General features: G+C 72.3%; 22 protein-coding genes. 6 read left to right on the top strand and 16 right to left on the bottom strand.

Going from position 1 to position 21107, the window contains the following annotated elements:
* Positions 1-362: 362 nt before the first annotated feature.
* The gene (locus A6A29_RS45280; protein WP_158074410.1) at positions 363-875 is read right to left on the bottom strand and encodes a hypothetical protein; all 513 of its coding nucleotides are present in this window, start codon (positions 873-875) and stop codon (positions 363-365) included.
* Positions 876-942: 67 nt separating this feature from the next.
* On the opposite strand from A6A29_RS45280, the gene A6A29_RS18100 reads away from it, so the two are divergent.
* Entirely contained in the window at positions 943-1707 is a 765-nt protein-coding gene (locus A6A29_RS18100; protein WP_073721131.1) for a bestrophin-like domain, read from the top strand.
* A gap of 174 nt (positions 1708-1881) precedes the next feature.
* Complete coding sequence (locus A6A29_RS18095; protein WP_073721130.1) at positions 1882-2418, top strand: hypothetical protein; 537 nt, start codon at positions 1882-1884, stop codon at positions 2416-2418.
* A 95-nt stretch (positions 2419-2513) separates the two neighbouring features.
* On the opposite strand, the gene A6A29_RS18090 is transcribed toward A6A29_RS18095, so the two are convergent.
* The gene (locus A6A29_RS18090; RefSeq protein WP_073721129.1) at positions 2514-3092 is read right to left on the bottom strand and encodes a hypothetical protein; all 579 of its coding nucleotides are present in this window, start codon (positions 3090-3092) and stop codon (positions 2514-2516) included.
* Positions 3093-3416: 324 nt separating this feature from the next.
* Here A6A29_RS18090 and A6A29_RS18085 point away from each other — a divergent pair, with 324 nt between their 5' ends.
* Positions 3417-4076 (top strand): class F sortase, encoded by a 660-nt coding sequence (locus A6A29_RS18085; RefSeq protein WP_073721128.1) that lies wholly within the window; start codon positions 3417-3419, stop codon positions 4074-4076.
* A gap of 131 nt (positions 4077-4207) precedes the next feature.
* Here A6A29_RS18085 and A6A29_RS18080 read toward each other — a convergent pair whose 3' ends face one another.
* Complete coding sequence (locus A6A29_RS18080; protein WP_073721127.1) at positions 4208-5050, bottom strand: polysaccharide deacetylase family protein; 843 nt, start codon at positions 5048-5050, stop codon at positions 4208-4210.
* 176 nt (positions 5051-5226) lie between these two features.
* On the opposite strand from A6A29_RS18080, the gene A6A29_RS18075 reads away from it, so the two are divergent.
* The gene (locus A6A29_RS18075; RefSeq protein ID WP_073721126.1) at positions 5227-5688 is read left to right on the top strand and encodes a universal stress protein; all 462 of its coding nucleotides are present in this window, start codon (positions 5227-5229) and stop codon (positions 5686-5688) included.
* A 115-nt stretch (positions 5689-5803) separates the two neighbouring features.
* Here the strand turns inward: A6A29_RS18075 and A6A29_RS18070 are convergent, their stop codons facing one another.
* Positions 5804-7018 carry a CapA family protein gene (locus A6A29_RS18070; RefSeq protein ID WP_073721125.1) on the bottom strand — a complete coding sequence of 405 codons (1215 nt, stop codon included), beginning with the start codon at positions 7016-7018 and terminating at the stop codon, positions 5804-5806.
* A 270-nt stretch (positions 7019-7288) separates the two neighbouring features.
* On the opposite strand from A6A29_RS18070, the gene A6A29_RS18065 reads away from it, so the two are divergent.
* A complete protein-coding gene (locus A6A29_RS18065; RefSeq protein WP_073721124.1) occupies positions 7289-7873 on the top strand; it encodes a sigma-70 family RNA polymerase sigma factor in 585 nt (194 codons plus the stop codon).
* On the opposite strand, the gene A6A29_RS18060 is transcribed toward A6A29_RS18065, so the two are convergent.
* The gene (locus A6A29_RS18060; protein ID WP_073721123.1) at positions 7807-8004 is read right to left on the bottom strand and encodes a zf-HC2 domain-containing protein; all 198 of its coding nucleotides are present in this window, start codon (positions 8002-8004) and stop codon (positions 7807-7809) included. The genes A6A29_RS18065 and A6A29_RS18060 overlap by 67 nt on opposite strands.
* Before the next feature lie 111 nt (positions 8005-8115).
* On the opposite strand from A6A29_RS18060, the gene A6A29_RS18055 reads away from it, so the two are divergent.
* Entirely contained in the window at positions 8116-8700 is a 585-nt protein-coding gene (locus A6A29_RS18055; RefSeq protein ID WP_073721122.1) for a hypothetical protein, read from the top strand.
* 58 nt (positions 8701-8758) lie between these two features.
* On the opposite strand, the gene A6A29_RS18050 is transcribed toward A6A29_RS18055, so the two are convergent.
* The 11 genes from A6A29_RS18050 to A6A29_RS18000 all read right to left on the bottom strand — a co-directional run bounded on the left by A6A29_RS18050 (position 8759) and on the right by A6A29_RS18000 (position 20875).
* Positions 8759-9949 carry a sensor histidine kinase gene (locus A6A29_RS18050; RefSeq protein WP_073721121.1) on the bottom strand — a complete coding sequence of 397 codons (1191 nt, stop codon included), beginning with the start codon at positions 9947-9949 and terminating at the stop codon, positions 8759-8761.
* Positions 9946-11436: a sodium/solute symporter gene (locus tag A6A29_RS18045; protein ID WP_073721120.1), complete on the bottom strand. Its 1491-nt coding sequence runs from the start codon at positions 11434-11436 to the stop codon at positions 9946-9948. Before A6A29_RS18045 ends, A6A29_RS18050 begins: the two co-directional genes overlap by 4 nt.
* Positions 11433-11795: a hypothetical protein gene (locus tag A6A29_RS18040; RefSeq protein ID WP_073721119.1), complete on the bottom strand. Its 363-nt coding sequence runs from the start codon at positions 11793-11795 to the stop codon at positions 11433-11435. The genes A6A29_RS18045 and A6A29_RS18040 overlap by 4 nt, the downstream gene beginning before the upstream one ends.
* 64 nt (positions 11796-11859) lie before the next feature.
* On the bottom strand, positions 11860-12612 hold the full coding sequence (locus A6A29_RS18035; RefSeq protein WP_073721118.1) for a LytR/AlgR family response regulator transcription factor: 753 nt from the start codon (positions 12610-12612) through the stop codon (positions 11860-11862).
* A 61-nt stretch (positions 12613-12673) separates the two neighbouring features.
* A complete protein-coding gene (locus A6A29_RS18030) occupies positions 12674-13534 on the bottom strand; it encodes an Fpg/Nei family DNA glycosylase (protein ID WP_073721117.1) in 861 nt (286 codons plus the stop codon).
* Positions 13535-13621: 87 nt separating this feature from the next.
* On the bottom strand, positions 13622-14527 hold the full coding sequence (locus A6A29_RS18025; protein ID WP_073721116.1) for an amidohydrolase family protein: 906 nt from the start codon (positions 14525-14527) through the stop codon (positions 13622-13624).
* 1 nt (position 14528) lies between these two features.
* A complete protein-coding gene (locus tag A6A29_RS18020) occupies positions 14529-14840 on the bottom strand; it encodes an L-rhamnose mutarotase (protein WP_073721115.1) in 312 nt (103 codons plus the stop codon).
* A 1-nt stretch (position 14841) separates the two neighbouring features.
* Positions 14842-15837 (bottom strand): aldo/keto reductase, encoded by a 996-nt coding sequence (locus A6A29_RS18015; protein WP_073721114.1) that lies wholly within the window; start codon positions 15835-15837, stop codon positions 14842-14844.
* A 131-nt stretch (positions 15838-15968) separates the two neighbouring features.
* The gene (locus A6A29_RS18010; RefSeq protein ID WP_073721113.1) at positions 15969-17336 is read right to left on the bottom strand and encodes a wax ester/triacylglycerol synthase family O-acyltransferase; all 1368 of its coding nucleotides are present in this window, start codon (positions 17334-17336) and stop codon (positions 15969-15971) included.
* 205 nt (positions 17337-17541) lie between these two features.
* Positions 17542-19608 (bottom strand): SpoIIE family protein phosphatase, encoded by a 2067-nt coding sequence (locus A6A29_RS18005; protein ID WP_073721112.1) that lies wholly within the window; start codon positions 19606-19608, stop codon positions 17542-17544.
* Between the two features lie 88 nt (positions 19609-19696).
* A complete protein-coding gene (locus tag A6A29_RS18000; protein WP_073721735.1) occupies positions 19697-20875 on the bottom strand; it encodes a DUF6777 domain-containing protein in 1179 nt (392 codons plus the stop codon).
* Positions 20876-21107: the final 232 nt, after the last annotated feature.

Here is a 21107-nt window from a genome sequence, read left to right as displayed (position 1 = left end):
ATGTCCGGGGCGTGGAACGGCCGAAGATGACCAACCCCCTTGGTCCTGATGCCGTCCACCGCATTTCTCTCCACCGGCGCCACGCTTCTCGACGGGAATCCTCCGATCACGTTGTCGGCGTGCGGGGCGGCCTTCTTCCCGTCGGCCGTGACGGCGAACCAAGTACGGCGGAAAACCTGCCCATTGGCCGCCCCGGAGGGGAGTCCCTCAGCACGCCGGGGCTGCCGCCGTCACCGCGGTCGGGGTGGGCCGGTGCCCTCTATGCGCTGTCCCGCGTTCACCCCCGCACCAGAAACGTCCGCGGCAAACGCGAACCGTGAATTGTCCCCACTATCAGGCGAATCCCCTGCCGGAGCCGCGTGTCACCCTCCGGGGGCGACCATGCTCCCCGTCGTGTACGGATCACGCATCGGGCGGCTCACCGCGGCCGCCGTCCTCATCTGGCTGATAGCCGTGCCGCTGCCCACGTCCGCCGACAGTTGCGCGGTGGCCTCGATCGGGCAGGGCGACGGCGATACCGCGGTTGCCGTGGCGGGCGGAGCGAAGTGCGAGGCGATCTCGAAGCCCGAACCACCCCTACCGCCACCACCCGAACCCCCGCCGCCTCCCCCGCCTCCCTCTCCCCACCCTGCACCGACACCGGCACCCGCGCCCGCACCGCCGGAGCCGGAGCCCGTACCTGCGCAACCGGAGCCGGAGCCCGCACCACCACCCACGCCCTCACCCTCGCCGCCGAAGCCCTCGCCGACGCCGACCCCCTCGCTGCGCCCGACGCCCCCGGCCCCCCGGCCCGTGGCACTCCCCACGTACCGCAGGGCGACACACAGGGCGCCGCGCAGCGGGCCTTCGCTGGTCTCCCTGACTCTGCTGATCACCGCCCCCGCGGTATTCGCCGTCGCCGTGCTCCGACCCCGCTCATCCCGCTGACCGAGGGAGAATTCCATGTCGGAATGGCTTGTTCTCACCCTTGCCATGGCGTCGGCCTGTGCCGTCGTCCTCACCATCGCGATACTCAACAATCGCCGCATCGGCGAGGACGACGATCCGTCCGAGACACCTGACGTCATCGAGTACATGACGATGATGATCGGCGTGGTGTACGCGATCGTGCTCGGTCTCGCCATCGCCGGTGTCTGGGAGGGCCGCAGCGCCGCCCAGGAGTCGGTACGGCTGGAGGCCCAGGCGCTGCACGAGGTACGGGCCCGTTCCTCCGTCTACCCGGCCGAGGTCCGCGACCGCATCCGTACCGATGTCGACGCCTACGTCAGCCATGTCGTCCACGACGAGTGGCGGACCATGTCCGCACACGGCAGCCTCACCGGCCGGGGGACCCTCCTCCTGGACCGGGTCCGCGCCGACGTCACCGGGTACGAGCCGAGGACCGACCACGAGGGGCAGGCGTATCAGCCACTGATCGACCAGGTCGCCGCGGCCGACGACGCCCGCAGCTCCCGGGGGCAGAGCGCCGGAGCGACCATGCCGGGCGTGGTCTGGTTCGGCCTCATCACCGGGGCGCTGGTGACGGTGGGGCTGATCTTCACGCTGCAGATCCGCAGAACGTTCCGCGAACTGCTGCTGGCGGGCCTCTTCAGCGCGCTCATCGCCTTCCTGCTCTTCCTCATCTGGGACTTCGACTCGCCCTTCGGCCGGGGCATCTCGGCCACCACCGCCCCCTTCCTCGACCTGTTCCCGCACGCCACCCGCTGACCGGCGTCGCTTCCCCCGGCCGGTGCGCCGGCCGGGGGACAACGCTGCCCCATTCGCCGGACCCCGATCGCGGGTGATATGTGCCCCTTCTACCGTTTCGGACATCGAGGCGCATTTCTCATTCCTTGTGGAAATTCGTTCCGCAGCTGCTCCTCGGGGACCGGAGGATTCACCATGCGCGCGATACGTGTCGCACCCGTCGCCCTGCTCGGCGCCACCGCACTCACCGTGCTGACCCCCGCCACCCACGCCATGGCGGGTGGCACGAACACCTCGTTCAATCCGACCGTCGCCCCTTCGCCGATCGCGCCGGGCGGTCAGGTCACGCTCGGCAGCGGCGGGTGCACGGGCGCGACGACCGTCACCTCGGGGGCGTTCAGCACGACGGTCATCCCGAGCGGCAGCCCGTCCGCCACCGCCACGGTCAACTCGGCCGCCAGGCGGGGTGCCGTCTACCCGGTGACGTTCGCCTGCGGCTCCACGGGCGCCAGCAGGAGCGTCAACCTCACCATCACCAGCGCTCCCGCCACCACGACGCCCACGGCCAGCTCCACCTCCATCGCGCCACCCGGCGGCGTGACCGGCGGCCTCGGCGGCAGCATCGGAGCGATGGATGCCCCGGAACTCGCCGCCGGTACGGCACTGGTGGCGGCGGCAGCCGCCGGAACCCTCTACTTCGTACGCCGGCGCGCCACCGGCCGCGGGCACTGACCCCGCGGAGCACGCGGTCGCACGACAGTCGCCCCGGGCCCTGATCCAGGACCCGGGGCGACGGGCGTATCGGGCCGGGCGGAAGGTTCGACGCCTCAGAACGCCGCATTGCTCGTCCGTCGACGACGGACGATGAAGACAGCTCCTCCGACGGCCGCCGCGGCCACCAGACCGCCACCGATCTGCATCTCCACGGAGCTCGGGCTCATGGAGCCACCGAGGCCGCCCTCCGCACCCATACCCGCCAGCACGGTGAACCTGTGCGTGGCGATACCACCGTTGCCGCGGTTGCCGTCGTTGCCGCGGTTGCCGTCGTTGCCCCCGTTTCCGCCGTTGCCCCCGTCACCGCCGTCCCCGCCGACTTCGTTGTCGTGGCAGCGCACGGACAGGTTGTAGTGCCCCGGAGTGGTGTGGTGGCGGATGTGCGCCGTGGCGTGCCCGGTGCGCCCCGCCGACAGCTCGGTCGTCGGGAAGGCGTTCGACCACACCCTGCCGCCGTTGCGGCACCCCTGCGCGCTGACATGCAGGGTGGCGCCCTGGTGGACCGCGGCGGGGTGGACGGTGACATTGGTCGGAGTGTTGCCGGTACTGCCACCGGCGGCGGCCAGCGGGGCCGCCAGACCGACAGCCGCGAAGGCGGTCGCGGTGACCGCGAGAGCGCGTGAAGCACGCATGGTGTGAACCTCCAGCGGGGCACGCCCCGGAGTCTTTCCTCCGGGATGGATCGAGGAGAACGCACCCCATGACGAACCCTCACCAGTTCCCCGGCACGTCGCACTTCGGCGCTGCTCCACCCCGGTGAGCCGACACGCCGTACGAGGACCCACCGATCTGACGGAGCCGCAGGTCACAGACCGTCAGAACTTTTATCTGCTCATTACTCCGAAGAGCAGTCCCCCTCGGCGGTCCCGTCATCGCCGCCACCCGTTCGCCCCTCCCCGATCGCCGACCCGCCGCACCGCACCTAGCGTTCCCTTCGTCGCGACGAAGGGAGAACCATGGGCCGTGACCACTCTGGCGCCGGGCGGACCGGACGCGTGCCCTGGGGAGCTGTCGCCCTGGTGATGCTCACCGGACTCGCCCTCATGCGGAACGGTGCCGACACCCCGGCCGGCCCGCCGCAGCCCGCCGCGGCCGCATCGCTGGACAAGGGCCGGGACACGGCGGGCCCACCGGTGGAGGGCGAACCGGTCCAGCCCCTGCCGTACGCCCCCGCCTCCCGCGTGAAGATCCCCTCCATCGACGTCGACGCACCGATCGTCGATGTGAACCTGGACGCGAACGGCTGGATCGACGCACCGCCCCCGGAGGACCCGAACCTCGCGGGCTGGTACCAGAACGGCATCGCGCCCGGCCAGCGCGGCACCGCCGTGGTCGTCGGCCATGTCGACAACATGTCGGGGCCCGCCGTGTTCTACGGGCTGGGCTCGCTCGACAAGGGCCACCACGTCGAGGTGACCCGCTACGACGGCAGGGTCGCGGTGTTCGAGGTGTACGGGGTGGAGGTGTTCGCCAAGGACGACTTCCCCGGCGCCCGGGTGTACGGCGACACGGGACACGCGGAACTCCGGGTGATCACCTGCGGAGGCGGCTACTCCAAGGCCGGCGGGTACGACGGGAACGTGGTCGTCTTCGCCCGGCTCGTCGAGACCCGCTGAGCCCGTACCGCCCCGCGCCCGGCCGGAAGGCACAGCCGTACGCGCCGCAGGAGCGCGGGACCGCCCGGCGAGGGTGCGGCGGTCGGGTGCCCCGGCATTCTCGGGGGCACCGTCCCCCGGGCGTCGTGCCGTCAGTCGCGGTGCGGCACCGTGATGCGGTAGCCGTCGTCCAGCAGTTCGGGCAGGTAGCGCCGGAGCGCGGCGACGCTCTGCGAGCGGTTGCCGCCCGCGTCGTGCGAGAGGACGACCACGCCGGGCGCGGCCCCGTCCAGGACCCGGCGCACGATGGTGCCGGTCCCGGGCGTCGTCCAGTCCAGTGTGTCCACGGTCCACGCCATCGGCTCCATGCCCAGTTCGGCACCGATCTCGAAGGAGTTGCGGTTCCACGCGCCGTAGGGCGCCCGGTACCAGAGCGGCGGGGCGCCGAGCGTGCGGTCGATCACCTCGCTGGTGCGCCCCAGCTCGTCGTGGATGCCGGCCCGGGAGAGTTTCGGGATCAGCGGGTGCGACCAGGAGTGGTTGCCGACGACATGGCCGTCGTCCGCCATCTCGCGCAGCAGGTCCCGGTTGTCGACGGCCATCTCGCCGCAGACGAAGAACATCGCGCGGACCCCGTACGTGCGCAGGGTGGCCAGGATGTCCGGGGTGTACAGCGGGTCCGGGCCGTCGTCGAAGCTGAGCACCATGGAGTGCCCGAGGCCGGGCAGTTCCTCGAACGGCCGTTTGCGTACCGGTGGTGGCGCCGGTCTGAACCGGGCGGGGGCGTTCCCGGTCATCGGCTGCAGCCGGTAGACGGAGGGTCTCCCGCGCGGTTTCGCGGGCGGGCCGGCGGCCGCGACGGCCCGGGTGCCCACCGGACGGGCGGGGGTGGCGGCCGGATCGGCGGCGATCATGTGCACGGCGGTGGCGGCCCCGAGGCCCAGGGCGAGCCTCAGCGCGGTGCGGCGCCCGGGTGAGGTCTGATCACGTCTCATGGCCAACTGCTCGCACGGGCGGGCGCGTACCCCGCTCCACGACACCGAATGATGGTCGTTTTATACCCATTCGAAGCAGCACGCCCACGGCATCCGGCGGGTCCGCCACGAGCCCTGCGGCGCCCGGAGCGAGACCCGGAGCGAGGCCCTCCGCACCAGCCGATAACCTCTGTGCCGTGACAGACCAGCAGCCCCACCAGTTCGAACGTGGCACAGACGGTCCCAAGGTGATCGTCGCGGGCCTCGACGGGTCCGACTCCTCCATGCGGGCCGCGGCCTACGCCGCCGGTCTGGCCCGGCGCCAGAACGCCATGCTCACCCTTGTGTACGTCCAGCCCGTGATGCCCGCGGGCGCCTCGCTCGGCGCACCGGTCGGCGATACGACGGGGGAGGTCGCGGAGGGACTGGTCAGCGAGATCCGGGCGGCGACGGAGCGGCTCAAGGACATATGGGATGTGCGCTGGGAGTTCCACACCTTCCGCGGCGACCCGTACAACGGGCTCGTGACGGCGGCCGACGAGCTCAAGGCGGACGCCGTGGTGGTCGGCGCGTCGGAGTCGGCGGGGCACCGGTTCATCGGTTCGGTGGCGATCCGGCTGGTGAAGGCGGGCCGCTGGCCCGTCACCGTGGTGCCGTAGCCGTCGACGGGCGGGCCCGTCGCCCGGTGGGCCCCCCGTACGGTCGTGGGTGCCGGTCGGGACCGGAGCACGGGCGACCGCCTTCCGCGCGGCCCGCTTCCCCGTGACCCGCGGCCTACTCCCCCATGACGAGGCCGTCGCGGCCCGCGCCCCGGCCGAGCACCACGGTGCGGATACGGTCACGGATCTCGCGCCGGTCCTCCACCCCGTCGCCGTCGCCGACGGGGTGGAGACCGATGACACGCCCGGCGTCCGTGTCGTACCACTGGGGAAGGAACTCGGCCTTCCTCACCGTCCAGCGCCGCCCGGGTCCGCCGGGCGGCGCGAAGGTGAAGCGCCCCATGGAACCCTGATTGCCGCGCGGGTCCTGGGCACCCTCGTAGTTGATCATCTCCCCGGCGATCTGGTCGCCCATGCCGTAGATGACCCAGGTGCCGTTGACCTTCTCGTACGCCTGCGGCACATGGGCGTGGGTGCCGATGATCAGGTCGATGTCGGGGCGGCCCGCCGACACGGACGCGGTGAGCCGGCGGGCGAGTCCGAGCTGCTCCTCGTCCGGTTCGTCCTGCCATTCGGTGCCCCAGTGCACGGACAGCACGACCACGTCGGCGCCCGCGCGCCGGGCCGCGCGGGCATCGGCGACGATCTTCCGCTCGTCGATGAGATCGACCGCCCAGGGCTGCCCGGCGGGCAACGGGATGTCATTGGTGCCGTAGGTGTAGGCAAGGTGGGCGACCTGGGCCGCCCGCTTTCCCGGACCTGCCCTCAGGAGGGTGGGGCGGGCGGCCTCGGCGGCGGAGCGGGCGGATCCGGCGTGCCGGATGCCCGCCCTGTCCAGCGCGCCGAGGGTGCGGCTGATGCCGTCGGCGCCGTCGTCCAGGCTGTGGTTGGAGGCGGTGGAGCAGGAGTCGAAGCCGGTCGCACGCAGGCCCGTGGCGACCTCGGGCGGCGAGGTGAAGTGCGGATAGCCGGTGTACGGGCCGCCCGCGGGGCCGTACACCGTCTCCATGTGGCAGATGGCCAGGTCCGCCCGGGAGACGACCGGGGCGACACCTGCGAGCATCGGGGCGAAGTCGTAGCCCCGGCCGCCCGCGTCGGCGGCGGCCCGGTCGATGACCGAGGAGTGCGGCAGCACATCGCCCGAGGCCAGCAGGGTGAAGGCGCGCGGCTTGTCGACGCCCCCGCTTCCCGCCCCGCGCACCGGGGAGGCTTCGGCGGTGCGCGGCCCGCCCTCCCCCGCGGGTGAGGACTGTGGGCCCGTGCAGCCGGTCGCGGCGGCGAGCAGCGCGGCGATGGCGGCCACCGCGCCCTGTCGGTTGCGCTTCGTCATCTGCCCGGCTCCATGTTTCGGATGATGAGGACCACCCGACTACACATATCTTCATACCGGCCATTCAAGGAGCAAAGCCGCGTAAGTAGCTGAACCGGTCGTATCGCTCGCACCCGACGGCTCCGTGACCGTTCACCGCACCATTCGCCGCACTGTGCGACCGCTCGTCGCACGCCTCGGTGTACCGCCTGTTCCTCCGCTCCCGAATGGGTTCGGATACGGCAGGCGGCAGCGAGGCGACAGGGGCCTTCGCGGGAGAGGACGTTCACGATGACCACCACGACGACCGATGAGCGGGCCCTCGCCGCGTTGCAGCGGGAGCACGGCCCCGCGCTGTTCCACTTCCTGCTCGGCCTCACGTTCGGCGACCGGCAACGCGCCGAGGACCTGCTCCAGGAGACCCTGGTACGTGCCTGGCAGCATCCGGAGGCGTTCGACGCCCCCTACGACTCGATGCGCCCCTGGCTCTTCACCGTCGGCCGCCGCCTCGCCATCGACGCCCGCAGGTCGCGCCGGGCCCGCCCCGTCGAGGTGAGCGACGCCGTCCTGGAGACCGCCCCGGCGCCGCAGAACACCGCGGACTCGGCGGTCCGCACCCTCGATGTGCGGGAGGCGGTGCGGACCCTGAGCCCCGAGCACCGCGCGGTGCTGGTGCAGATCTACTTCCGGGGGCTGAGCGTGGCCGAGACGGCGCGGGTCCTGGGAATCCCGCCGGGCACCGTCAAGTCCCGTTCGTACTACGCGTTGCGCCTGCTGTCGCGCAATCTGCCCGGCTACGGCGCGGACGGTCAGTCCAGCAGGTCCTCCTCGCTGAGCAGCGCGAGCAGGGCCGAGGTCTCCGCCACCTCCACATAGACCGCGGCGCACCCGTCGCAGAGCTGGAGGTGGCCGGAGACCCGGCACGCCTCGTCCTGCGCCAGCGCGTCCAGGACGTACGCGCCGAGAAGCTGCCGCACATGCGGGTCATCGCCGGGGTCGGCGGCCATCACAACCTCGTATCTCCTCAACGATCCTGCTCTTCTGCCCACGCGGGGCGTCCTCCCCCGGTTCAATGCTCGGTGAAGCCCGGTGCCGAGTGAGGAAAGAGGCGAGGCGGGATGCGTCCCGAACGTGACGAGGGGACCGGTGGGGGCGGGCTGCTGGTTCCGATGGCCTGGATGTACACGGAGTACATAGCCGACGAGCTGCTGCGGACCGGCGACCTGATGGAGCCGACGACACTGGAGTTCCGCGCGGGGCGCGATGCCCTCGCACTCACGATCTTCCTCTGCGACGAGCCGGAGGCCGGAGCCCTGCCGGAGGCGCGGGTGAACGAACTCCGGCTGCTCACGGCGTACGGGGCGGCGTGGCGGCAGTGGGTCTGCGAGCGGCTGGACGACGCGGCACGGCGGTACGAACCCGGGGACCCCGATCTCGCGCTGGCGCGGGCCGCCTGGCGGTGGCTGGAGGAGACCGAACTGCTCGCCGCGGACCTCGACGCGATCGGCCCGCCGCCCTGGGAGCCGCCGGGCCGCGGAGCGGACCGGGCGGACGGAGCGGACGGGGCCGATGGGGTGGACGGGGCCGATGGGGTGGAGCTGAAGGGCGGGGTGGAGCCGGAGGACGGGGAGGAGAACCAGGTCTGGACCCCCGCGTGGCAGCTCGGGCTGCCGCTCGGGCATCTGGCGGTCCATCTCTGCTGAACACTCCGCCGCCGCCGTCCGCCGCCGCCGCGTCCTCGTACCACCGCCGTGCGCCGGGTCATGAACCATGCACCCCTGCGCGGTACTTCGGCAGCCGCAGCGTTATTTTCATCCCCGCCCCCACCCCGGTCTCGATGACGAGCCCGTACTCGTCTCCGTACACCTGGCGCAGCCGCTCGTCGACGTTGAGCAGTCCGATGCCGGTGGACGTGCCGCCCTCGCCGCGCAGGATCTGCCGCAGCCGCTCCGGGTCCATCCCGATGCCGTCGTCCTCGATGACGACCTCGGCCTCGGACCCGGCGTCCAGGGCACTGATGGTGATGCGGCTGGTGGTGACGGCGCCTTCGAGCCCGTGCTTGACGGCGTTCTCGACGAGGGGCTGGAGGCAGAGGAACGGCAGCGAGACCGGCAGGACTTCGGGGGCGACCTGGAGGGTGACCGCGAGGCGTTCACCGAACCGGGCCCGGACCAGTGCCAGGTACTGGTCGATGGAGTGCAGTTCGTCGGCCAGGGTGGTGAAATCGCCGTGGCGTCGGAACGAGTAGCGGGTGAAGTCGGCGAACTCCAGCAGCAGTTCGCGCGCCTGCTCGGGGTCGGTCCGGACGAACGAGGCGATCGCGGCGAGTGAGTTGAAGATGAAGTGCGGGGAGATCTGGGCGCGCAGGGCCCTGATCTCGGCCTCGATGAGCTGGGTGCGGGAGCGGTCGAGCTCGGCGAGTTCCAGCTGTACGCAGACCCAGCGCGCCACCTCGCCGGCGGCCCTGGCCAGCACCGCCGACTCCCGCGGCGCGTAGGCGACCAGCGTGCCCAGGACCCGGTGGTCGACGGTCAGCGGGACGGCGACGGCCCACCGCAGCGGGCAGTCGATGTCACCGCAGTCACTGGGGAACGCGGTGTCGCGGCCGCTGCCGAGCAGGCCCCGCACCTGGTCCATCACGTCCTTGCCGTGATGGTGCCCGTTACCGTCCCAGACCAGGACCCGGTCGCGGTCGGTGAGGCAGAGCGCGTCCGTGCCCAGCAGTGAACGCAGTCCGCGGGCCGACTTGCGGGCGCTCTCCTCGGTGAGCCCGGCGCGCAGCGGTGGCGCCGCGAGGGACGCGGTGTGCAGGGTCTCGAACGTGGCGTGCTCGACCGGCGTGCCGACATCGCTGGGGCGTACGCGGCGCGCGGTGCGGCGCCCGAGCAGGAAGCCCGTACCGGACAGCAGCACCGCCAGTACGGCCAGTGCGGCGATCCCCGCCCCGGTCATCGCTCCCTCCCGGAGCTGAGGGCTTCCGGCAGATGGAAGCGGGTCATGGCGGCGTTGGTGCCCGGGGGTATCCGGCCGGGGGTGGCGAGCGACACCAGGACCATCGCCAGGAAGCCGACCGGCACGGACCAGACCGCGGGCCAGGCGAGCAGGGCGTGCGGCCAGCCGGGCGGCCGTACGGCACCGCTGACCGTGATGGTCACCGCGACCAGCGCCGAGCCGCCGCCCAGCAGCAGTCCGGCCATCGCCCCGGGCGGGGTGAGCCGCCGCCACCAGATGCCGAGCACCAGCAGCGGGCAGAACGACGACGCGGAGACCGCGAAGGCCATGCCCACCGAGTCGGCCACCGGCACCCGGCTGACCAGCAGGGAGGCGCCCAGCGGTACGGCGATGGCGAGCACGGTCGCCAGCCGGAAGTGGCGTACCCCGCGCGAGGGCAGGACGTCCTGGGTGATGACTCCGGCGACGGCCATGGTGAGTCCGGAGGCGGTGGACAGGAACGCGGCGAACGCGCCGCCCGCGACGAGGGCACCGAGCAGATCGCCGCCGAGCCCGCCGATGACCCGGGTGGGCAGCAGCAGCACGGCGGCGTCCGCGTCCGGTCCGTGCCGGAGTTCGGGGGCGTACAGCCGGCCCAGCGCCCCGTAGACGGGCGGCAGCAGATAGAAGGTGCCGACGAGGGCGAGGACGGCGACCGTGGTGCGGCGGGCGTCGCGGCCGTTGGGGCTGGTGTAGAAGCGGACGACGACGTGGGGCAGCCCCATGGTGCCGAGGAAGGTCGCCACGATCAGCCCGTAGGTGGCGTAGAGCGGGTGGTCGGCGCGGAAGACGGAGAGCTCGCCGTCGAAGCTGACGCGGGGCTGCCCGTCGCCCCGCCAGGCCAGCACGAGGAAGATCGCGGGGACGAGGAGGGCGGTCAGTTTCAGCCAGTACTGGAACACCTGGACGAAGGTGATGGAGCGCATCCCGCCCGCCGCGACCGCGATCACCACGACGGAGGCGACGAGCACATCGCCGAGCCAGCCGGGTGCCCCGGTGAGGATCTTCAGGGTGAGTCCGGCGCCCTGGAGCTGCGGCACGAGGTACAGCCAGCCCGCGCCGACCACGAAGACGCTGACCAGCCGGCGCACCTGCCGCGATTCGAGCCGCCCTTCGGCGAAGTCGGGCAGGGTGTACGCCCCGGAGCGGCGCAGCGGCGCGGCGACGAACACGAGGAGCACGAGATATCCGGCGGTGTATCCGACCGGGTACCAGAGCATGTCGGGTCCGTGCACGAGAACCAGGCCCGCGACGCCCAGGAAGGAGGCCGCGGAGAGGTACTCGCCACTGATCGCGGCGGCGTTGAGGCGGGGCCGTACGGTGCGTGACGCGACGTAGAAGTCGGAGGTCGTACGGGAGATGCGCAGACCGAATCCGCCGACGAGGACGGTGGCCAGGACGACGAGGGCGACCGCCACCCACGACGCCAGGTGGTCGGGTTCGCTCACGGTGCGGGGCGGCCTTCCACGAGTCTGGCGAAGTCGCTCTCGTTGCGTTCGGCCCGGCGGACGTACCACCAGGCGGTCAGGGTGAGCGGCGGGTAGGCGCCGAAGCCGAGCACCGCCCAGACAAGGGCCGAACTGTGCAGCGCGGCGAAGACGAGGGGGAGGGTGCCCGCGACGAGCGCGAGCACGGCGAAGGCGGTGATCCCGGCGCGGAGCTGGCTGCGCATCAGCGAGCGTACGTAGGCGCCGCCCAGGGCGGTCTGCTCGTCGATCTCCGACTGGGTGCGGTAACGGGGCAGCGGACGGACCCGCCGCGGCTCCCCCGTGACCACTTCGCGCCGGGACGTGGGCTCTGCGGACATGAGCCCGGAGTGTAGGCGCGGCCCGGCCCCGCTGGGAAGGTTTCGCCGCCCCGGTAGCTCCAGGTCAGCGGCTGGTCTGACGCATCAGGAGATCGCGCAGGGAGCGGGTGTGGCGGCGGCTGACGGCCAGTTCCGCGTCGCCGACGCGGACGCTCATGCTGCCCGCGTCGAGCCGGAGTTCGTCGATGCGGCCGAGCGCCACGAGATGGCGGCGGTGGATACGGACGAAGCCGCGGGAGCGCCAGCGTTCTTCGAGGGTGGTGAGCGGGATGCGGACGAGATGGCTGCCGGTGGCGGTGTGCAGCCGGGCGTAGTCGCCCTGCGCCTCGGCGTACGCGATGTCGTCCACGGGGATGAACCGGATGACGCCGCCGAGTTCGACCGGGATCTGGTCCGCGGCGATGTCGTGGACGGGCGCGGAGCGGTCCTGGACCTGTTCGGCGACGCGGCGCACGGCTTCGGCGAGCCGTTCCCGGCGGACGGGTTTGAGGACGTAGTCCACGGCCTTGAGGTCGAAGGCGTGGACGGCGAAGCCTTCGTGGGCGGTGACGAAGACGATCAGCGGGGGCGCGGCGAATCCGGCCAGCAGCTGGGCGACGTCGAGGCCGGTGAGGCCGGCCATGTGGATGTCGAGGAAGACCACGTCGATGGCGCTCGGGTCGTCGGGGCCCGCGTCGACGGCGGCGCCGATGCGGCGCAGCGCCTCGGTGGCCCCGCCCGCGCCCTCGGCGCTGCGGATGCGGGGGTCGGCGCGCAGGAGGTAGAGGAGTTCCTCCAGGGCGGGTTGTTCGTCGTCGACGGCGAGTACGCGCAGCATGAGGCCGGAGTGTAGGTGCTGCGAGGGGGTGGTGGCCCGACTGCTGCCGGGGTTCCTCCCGCTATTTGAGGAGCTTGGACAGACGCCGGTCGGCGAGCGGTTTGCCGCCGGTCTGGCAGGTGGGGCAGTACTGGAGCGAGGAGTCGCTGAACGAGACCTCCAGGATGGTGTCGCCGCAGACCGGGCAGGGTGCTCCGGCGCGGCCGTGGACCCGCATACCGCTCTTCTTCTCGGCCTTGAGCTTTCCGGCGGCGAGGCCGCTGGAGCGTGCGACGGCGTCCTCCAGCGTGGTGCGCAGCGCGGTGTACAGATGGGTGATGTCGTCCTCGCCGAGGCTGTTGGTGCGCTTGAACGGTGACATCTTCGCGACGTGCAGGATCTCGTCGCTGTAGGCGTTGCCGATGCCCGCGATCAGGGACTGATCGCGCAGGGCGCCCTTGATCTGGCGCCGTTCCCCGTCGAGGAGGGCGGCGAACGCGTCGCGGTCGAAGGAGTCGGCGAGCGGGTCCGGCCCGAGCCGGGCGACGCCGGGGATCTCCGCGGGATCACGCACCAGATGGACGGCGAGGCGTTTGGTGGTGCCCATCTCCGTCAGGTCGAAGCCGTCGCCGCCGCTCAGTACGGTGCGCAGCGCGAGGGGCCCTTTGCCGGGGCGGGGCGGGGTGGCCGGGAAGCTGTCCTTCCACTGGAGCCAGCCGGCCCGCGCGAGGTGGGTGACCAGATGCAGCGGGCCCACCCCGATGTCCAGGAATTTGCCGTGCCGGGACACGGAGGTGACGGTGCCGCCCGTCAGAGCGGAGAGCGGCGGGTCGTACGTCTTGAGGACGCTGATCGCGAGCGGCAGGACGCGGGCGATCTCCTTGCCGACCAGGTGGTCGCCGAGGAAGACCCGCAGGGCTTCGACTTCCGGCAGTTCGGGCATGCACCCAGCCTGCCGCAGGCCGTTGACGGGTGCCTCCCCAACGGCCCCCGGGCGGGTCCGCCGGGGTCTCCCGGGGTCGCGGGTGCCTCAGCCGATTCCGTAGACGCGGGTGGCGGTGTCCGCGAACACGGCCCGGCGCTCGTCCCCGGTGAGGTGCGCGGTGAGGGTACGTGCGGCGTCGACGACCTCCGCGTAGCTCGCCGCGAGCCGGCACACCGGCCAGTCGGAGCCGAACATCAGCCGGTCCGGCCCGAAGGCGTCCAGGAGCGTGTCGGTGTACGGGCGCAGCTCCTGGACGGTCCAGGTGCGCGGGTCGGCCTCGGTGACCAGTCCGGAGAGTTTGCCGACCGTGTTGGGGAGGGCGGCCAGGGCCCTGAGGTCGTCGGCCCAGGGACGGGTGCGCCGCGCCGCGATGGGCGGTTTGCCGGCGTGGTCGAGGACGAAGGTGAGTCCGGGCAGCAGGGCGGCGGCCTTCGCGGCGGCGGGCAGCTGGTGCGGCAGGACGATGAGGTCGTAGACGAGTCCGGCGTCGGCGACGGCGGACAGCCCCCGCAGCACATCGGGCCGCAGCAGCCACTCGGGATCGGGTTCGCCCTGGACCTGGTGGCGCAGGCCCACGAGCCGGTCGCCGCCGGGCAGGGCGCGCAGCGCGGCGAGGGTGTCGGCGATGCCGGGAGCGGTGAGATCGCTCCAGCCGACGACACCCGCGACCAGGTCGCTGCCGTCGGCGAGCGCGAGGAATTCGGGGGTCTCCTCGGCGACGGTGACCGTCTGGACCAGGACGGTGGCGTACACCCCCGCGGCGCGGGCCTCGGGCTCCAGATCGGCGAGGGTGAAGGTGCGCCGGATGGGCGCCAGTTCCTCGCCGGTGATCCATTCCTGGTCGCGTACGGCGAGGTCCCAGACATGGTGATGGGCGTCGACGGCCGGTACGGGAACCTCCGGGTCCGCGGGAGCCGCCGGGTCCGCGGGGGAGGCTTCGGGGGGTGTCATGTCACAGCTCCCAGGCGACGGGCAGTCCGGCTTCGGCGCCGTCCGCCGTGTAGTCGTGGGCGACATCGAGCAATTGGTCCATCCGGGCCTGCCAGGCGACATTGACCGGGAGCTGCTCCAGTTCGGCCAGGAGCCGGGCGTAGTCCGCGCACTCGATGAGGTGGAAGAGGTCGGTGCCGCTGCGCCAGATCGTCCAGGAGGTGGCACCCGCGGCGCGGATGGCACGGGTGAGTTCCGCCGGGACTTCGCGGTGGGCGGCTTCGTACTCCTCGACGCGGTCGGCGCGGATCTTGGTGTGCAGGGCGACCCTCATGTCAGTTCCCGTCCTCGTGTCCGGTGGTGCTCAGCAGCCCTTCGGCGCGCAGATCGTCCCAGAGCCCGTCCGGGATCTCGCGGCGCAACTGGGCGGCAGCGTCGTGCACCTCGTCGGGGGAACGCGTCCCGACGAGCACCCCGGCGACGGCCGGGTGGGCGAGCGGGAAGCGCAGGGCGGCGGCGCGCAACGGGACGCCGTGCCCCTCGGCGACCGCCTTCATGCGCAGGGCGCGGTCGAGCAGCGACAGGGGGGCGGCGGCGTAGTCGTAGCGTGCGCCGGGGCGCGGGTCGGCGAGCAGCCCGGAGTTGAAGACTCCGCCGACGACGACGCTCTTGCCGCGGGCGGCGGCCTCGGGCAGCAGGCCGGTCAGCGCACTCTGGTCGAGGAGGGTGTAGCGGCCCGCGCACAGGACGGTGTCGACGTCGGTGTCGCACAGGAACCGGGTGAGCATCGCCGTCTCGTTCATCCCGGCGCCGATCGCCCCGACGACTCCTTCGGCGCGCAGCTTCTCCAGCGCCGGATACGCCTCGCGGAAGGCCGCCTCCCCGTGGTCGTCGGGGTCGTGCAGATAGACGATGTCGATGCGGTCGAGGCCGAGGCGATCGAGGCTGTCCTCGATGCTGCGGCGGACTCCGTCGGCGCTGAAGTCCCAGCGGCGCCGGTGGGTGGCGGGTACGGCGAATCCTTCGGAGAGCCGGTCGCCGGGCGGCACTTCGCCGGGGGGCAGCGGTTCGAGGATCCGCCCGACCTTGGTCGACACCGTGTAGGTGTCGCGGGGCCTGGTGCGCAGGGCTTCGCCGAGCCGCCGTTCGGAGAGGCCGAGGCCGTAGTGCGGCGCCGTGTCGAAGTAGCGGACGCCCTCGTCCCAGGCGGCGTCGACGGCGGCCGCGGCCTGTTCCGGAGCGACGGCGGTGAAGAGATTGCCGATGGCCGCTGCCCCGAAGGACAGTTCGGTGATCTCGACCGCACTGCGTCCGAGCCTGTTGCGCCGCATGTCTCTGCCGCCCTCCCCGATGATCGCTTTGCTGTACGGAGCGAATATTCATCGGATCACTTGGGCGCGTCAACACTCCCGGCACGACCGATTGCCAGGAATTGCGGCAGATCCTCAGCGATCTATCCGATCTATCGCCCGGTCACATGCTCCGGGGACGCGATCAGCGCGTACAGCTCCCGGAACTCCTCGTGCACCGCGGCCGCCAGCCGGTCGAGGTCCCCCAGCGCCTTGCCGTCGGCCACCAGCCCGACCTGCACCCGCCCGCCGTAGGTGGCGAGCGCCACCGCGAGGGACTGCCCGCGGGCCAGCGGGGCCATCGGGTAGACGGCGCGCAGGGGGCAGCCGCCCAGCGAGAGGGCGGAGCGCGGCAGCGGCACGCTGGTGACCAGCACATCGAACAGCACCCTGGCCGCGTTGGCGGCCAGCGGTGCGCCGAACCGGTGGGCCAGGGGCGGCAGTTGATCGGCGAGCACGGCGACGGCACCGGCGCCCTTCAGCGGCCCGGCCGCCTTGTTGCGGTCCATCGCGGTGCGGACCGCGCGCAGCCGGCGCCGGGCGTCGGGTTCGCCGACCGGAAGACCGAGGAGGTACGCGGAGAGCCGGTTGCCGCTCACCGCCGCGCCGCCCGGCCGGCGCCGGGAGACGGGCACCAGGGCGCGGGGGTCGGCGGCGGGCAGCGGCTCACCGCGTTCCAGCATCCAGCGCCGCAGCGCCCCGGCGACCACGGCGAGCAGGACGTCGTTGGCCGTGCCACCCTCGGCCCTGCGGATCCGCTGGACCGCCGCGGCGTCGAGCTCCGCCGTGGCGAGGCGCCGGGTACCGCTGGAGGGTGCGGTGAGCGCGGTCGAGCCGCGCAGATCGAGGCGGCCCGCCCGGACGACGGAGGCACCGACCCTCAGCGCCCGGCCGACCTCCCCGATCCGCCCCAGCGCCATGCCGACCACCTCGCGGGGGTCCGCCAGCCAGGAGCGCGGCGGCACCGGAGCGCGCCGGCGGGCGGCCCCCGTACCACCGGTCGCGGCGGCGATCTCGTCGAAGATCCCGGCACCGATCGCCACCGCGCGCATGCCGTCGGCGAGGGCGTGGTGGAGTTTCACCAGCACGGCGAACGGCCCGTCGTCGGCGCCGCCGATGAGATACATCTGCCAGGGCGGCAGCCCCCTGCCGAGCGGCTGCTCCATCAGCTCCCCGGCCAGCCCGGTCGCCTGCTCCATGAAGTCGCCCTCGGCGAGGACCAGCCGCCGGACGTGCCGGTGGACGTCGAAGTCCTTGTCGAGGGACCACGCCGCGCCGCCGACCGGCAGCAGCACGTCCCGTACACACATCCGCAGCCGGGGAATCGCGGCGGCACGGGCGCCGAGGAGCTCCAGGATGTCGTGCGGGGCGACGCCGGGGGACGGGGAGAAGACCGCGAGCGCACCGAGGTGCATCGGGTGGGTATCGGATTCGAAGTGCCAGAAAGCCAGATCGAGAGGGGCCAGAAGCTCGGTACCCAACGGGTCCTCATGTCATCGAAGTCAGAACCGCCGTACGTCCGCAGTCAATCCCTCCGGTCGGTTACGGTCAAGCGCTGACATGTTACGTATTGTTACTGTCCGGTATGGGCCAGGGTGCGTCATTCGGCCCGCCATCGGCGCACAGGACGCCTGTCACCTACGTTCCGGGACGGTGCCGGTCACGTACGTTCCGGGACGGCGCCCGTCACGAACGTTCCGGGATGAGGAACTCGCACCACACGCATTTGCCGGTGCCCCGGGACTCCACGCCCCAGACGTCGGCCAGCCGGTCGACGAGCATCAGGCCGCGCCCCGAGACCCCGGACACGCCCGCGTCCCTGCGGCGCGGCAGCGCGCTGGAACGGTCCTCGACATCGACGCGGAGCCGACGTTCGGTCGCGGCCAGCACGCGGATGGTCACGATCGCCCCGCCGTCCGTGTGCATCAGCGCGTTGGTGATCAGCTCGTCGGCGGCCAGTTCGATCTCGTCGGCCCGGTCCTTCGCGCCCCAGGCCCGTACCGCCGCCCGGATCATGTGCCGGGACGAACTCAGCGCCTGCGGGTCGTTCTGGGCGACATGCTGCTGGAGCCGCCCACCCGCCTGCGGTGCGTGGGCGGCCCTGCGGCGCAGCAGCAGAACCGCCACGTCGTCCTCTCCCCCGCGCTCGTCGACCGCCTCGCAGAGCTGGTCGGCCAGCGTCTGAAGGTCGTGCGGACCGTTCGTCACCATGGACGTCAGCAGCTGCATGCCCTCGTCCAGATCGGCGCCCGGCAACTCCACCAGACCGTCGGTGTAGAGCACCATCGTCTGTCCGGGGTCCAGCTCGACCGTACTGACGGGGTACTCCAGCCGGCCGAACTCGGCCGAGAGCCCGAGCGGCAGTCCGCCCTCGGCCGGCACCCTGCGGCAGCTGCCGTCCACGTCCCGCACCAGCGGATCGACATGACCCGCCCGGACCAGTTGCACCACACCGGTGGTCAGGTCGACCTCGGCGTAGCTGCAGGTGGCGAAGCGGTCGGTGTCGAGTTCATGGAGGAAGACGGAGGCCCGCGCCATCACCGTGGCGGGGCTGTGCCCCTCGGCGGCGTAGGCGCGCAGCACGATGCGCAACTGCCCCATGACGGCCGCCGCATGGGTGTCATGACCCTGTACGTCGCCGATGACGGCACCCACCCGGCCGCCGGGCAGCGGGATGATGTCGTACCAGTCGCCGCCGATGTCCCGGCCCAGGCGTGCCGAGCGGTAGCGGACGGCGACCTGGGCCCCGGGCACCTCGGGGATCCGGCGCGGCAGCATCGCCTGCTGGAGCCCCTCGGCGAGATCGTGCTCCTGCTCGTAGAGCATGGCGCGCTGCAGGCTCTGGGCGATCGAACTGCCGAGCGCCACCAGCAGATTGCGCTCATCGGCGGTGAAACCCGCCTTGTCCCGGTAGAGCAGCCCGAGCGCGCCGATCGGGCGGGCCTGGGCGATCAGCGGCAGATAGGCGGCGGCGGTGATGCCGAGATGGCTGATGTTCGCCCACAGGCCCGCGTAGGAGGTGGCGAAGTCGTGGGCGGACTCGATGAAGCGCGGCGTGAGGGTGCGGATCACCTCACTCATCGGGTACGGCTCGTCCGTCCGGGTGTACCGGGTGCCCGGCACGTACGCGCCCTCGGGACCGTCGGCGACGAGATGGATGCGGCCGGCCTCCAGGAGGCCCATGACCAGGCTGGTCGCACCGAGGTGCGCGAGGCCCTGCGAGTTCTTGAGCACCGCGATGACGTCCTTGACGGTGCGGGCGTGCGCCAGGGCTGCCGTGGTGCCCTCCACCAGGCTGGTGCGGCGCCGGCGGTCCTGGTCCAGCTCCCGCCGGGCGGTGGAGTCGGCGAGTTCCTGGGTGGCGTCGCGGACGATCCCGATGATGCGGCGGGGCCGCCCCGTCGTGTCCCGGCGGACGCAGCCCTGGGTGTGGGTCCAGCGCAGGCTTCCGTCGCGCCGCTGGATGCGGAAGTAGGCGCCGTAATGGGCGTTCCCGCTCTTCAGCGCCGACGAGACCATGGCGTCCAGCCGGATGCCCTCGTCCGTCGGTACACGCACGGAGAGGGTCTCCGGCCGGTTGTCGTACTCCTCGGGGGTCAGGTCGAACACGTCGAGGGCGGGCCGGTCCATGTGCAGGAGGCCGCTGTCCAGATCCCAGTCGAAGCTGCCCATACGGTTCAGGGCGAGGCTGAGGTCCGGGTGGGCGGGCCAGTCGTCCGGGAGTGACAGGGCACCCGTTACCCGATCATCCATGTGGGTCACTCTGCCATCAATTGTCCGATTCTTCGAGCCTTCCGTGCGGCACCCGGACGGAACACTCGAACCCGCTCCCGCGCCCCTGTCAGCCCCCGAAGGGCTCGGGGGCGGCGGGCTCGGCGGGCTCCTCCGAAAGCAGCGAGCCACCGCCGTCCGGGGCCTCGCCGTCCGGGCTCCCCCCGTCCGGGACCTCACCGGGCTGGGCGGGACCGTCACCGGGGGCCGCGGGCTCGGCGGGATCCATGGGCCCGACGGGATCCATCGGGCCGGTCGCGGCGTCCGGCGGCAGGTCGGTCGGAGTGTCCGTGGGCACATCGGGGGTCGTGGCACCCCGGCCGCCGTCACCCCCACCCCCATCGCCGGACGGCGTGGGGACAAAGGGATCAGCGGGGGACGCCGGGCCGGACGGCTCACTCCGCTCCCTCGGGCCGGTCCCCCACGACGGCGGGAAGATGTCGTCGCCCGGCTCGAACGGCGGCGGAACATCGGGGACCTTGTCCCGTCCCCCGCCGTCGCCCATCGGCCGCTCGATCCAGGTGTTGTCCGCGAGGTTCACGAGGGTCAGATCGGTGAGCACCTGCGCACTGGGACTGACGATCACGATCCGGGACGGGTCGTAGCCCGCCCAGCGCTCACCCCGGAGCGCGACCCGCCCCTTCGCGACGACGGGCCGGTCCAGCGGGTTGCCACCGGCGCAGCGGACACGCGGAAGGCCCCGGCTGTCGACCATGACGGCGGTGCCCGCCTGGAGCACGGACTGGAAGCCGGTGACCGTGCCCGCGGCGTAGCCGTGGCTGGTCACCTGGACGTCCGCCCGCAGGTGGACCGGGGTCAGCGCCTTCAGGTAGCCGGGAATCTGCACCGCCTCGATGCCCGCCACGTCGGCGAAGGCACGGCTCTTGGCCCGGTCGGCGGTCAGGAGGCGGACCTGGCGGCCGACGTCGCACCCGGCGACGGACCGGGTCGCTCCGTAGAGGCCCGGGGCCGCGCCCGACACGGCGCGCACCTTCCGGGGCGCACCGGACGTGGGGGCCGCGTTCGGCGCCGCGGTGTCCGCGGGGGCGGATACGGGCCTCGCCGTCGACCCGGTGAACGGGCCGGGGCCCGCCGCCGCGACCGGCTGGAGCAGAACCTCCTCGGCGCCCGCCGTACCCATGGCGCCCTGCGGTGTCCGTTCGCCGCCGTCGCCGCAGCCCGCGGCGAACATGACTCCCACGGACAGCGCGCCGAGCAGGGCGCGCCGAAGGCGTCGGGGGGCGGGCACGGATCGGCCCCGTGCGCTGGCGTCAGCCTGACTGACCACGTCGACCTGCCTGTTCACCTCGTGAATGGATGCTTTCCCCATCTCTCCCGCACCCCGTGCGGCCCCGCAAGCCGACGTACGCACACGGCCCACACCGCGTACGCGAGGAACCTCGAACACCCTGCGGCACACGTCACCTTGAACACGTTCAAGAGAAGCTCTACTCTCGACCCAACTGTTGAACACGTTCAAA

Source organism: Streptomyces sp. TSRI0281 (genome assembly GCF_001905125.1).
Lineage (GTDB): Bacteria > Actinomycetota > Actinomycetes > Streptomycetales > Streptomycetaceae > Streptomyces.
Note: the sequence above shows the minus strand (reverse complement) of the source record. Positions and strands in the feature narration are given on the sequence as shown.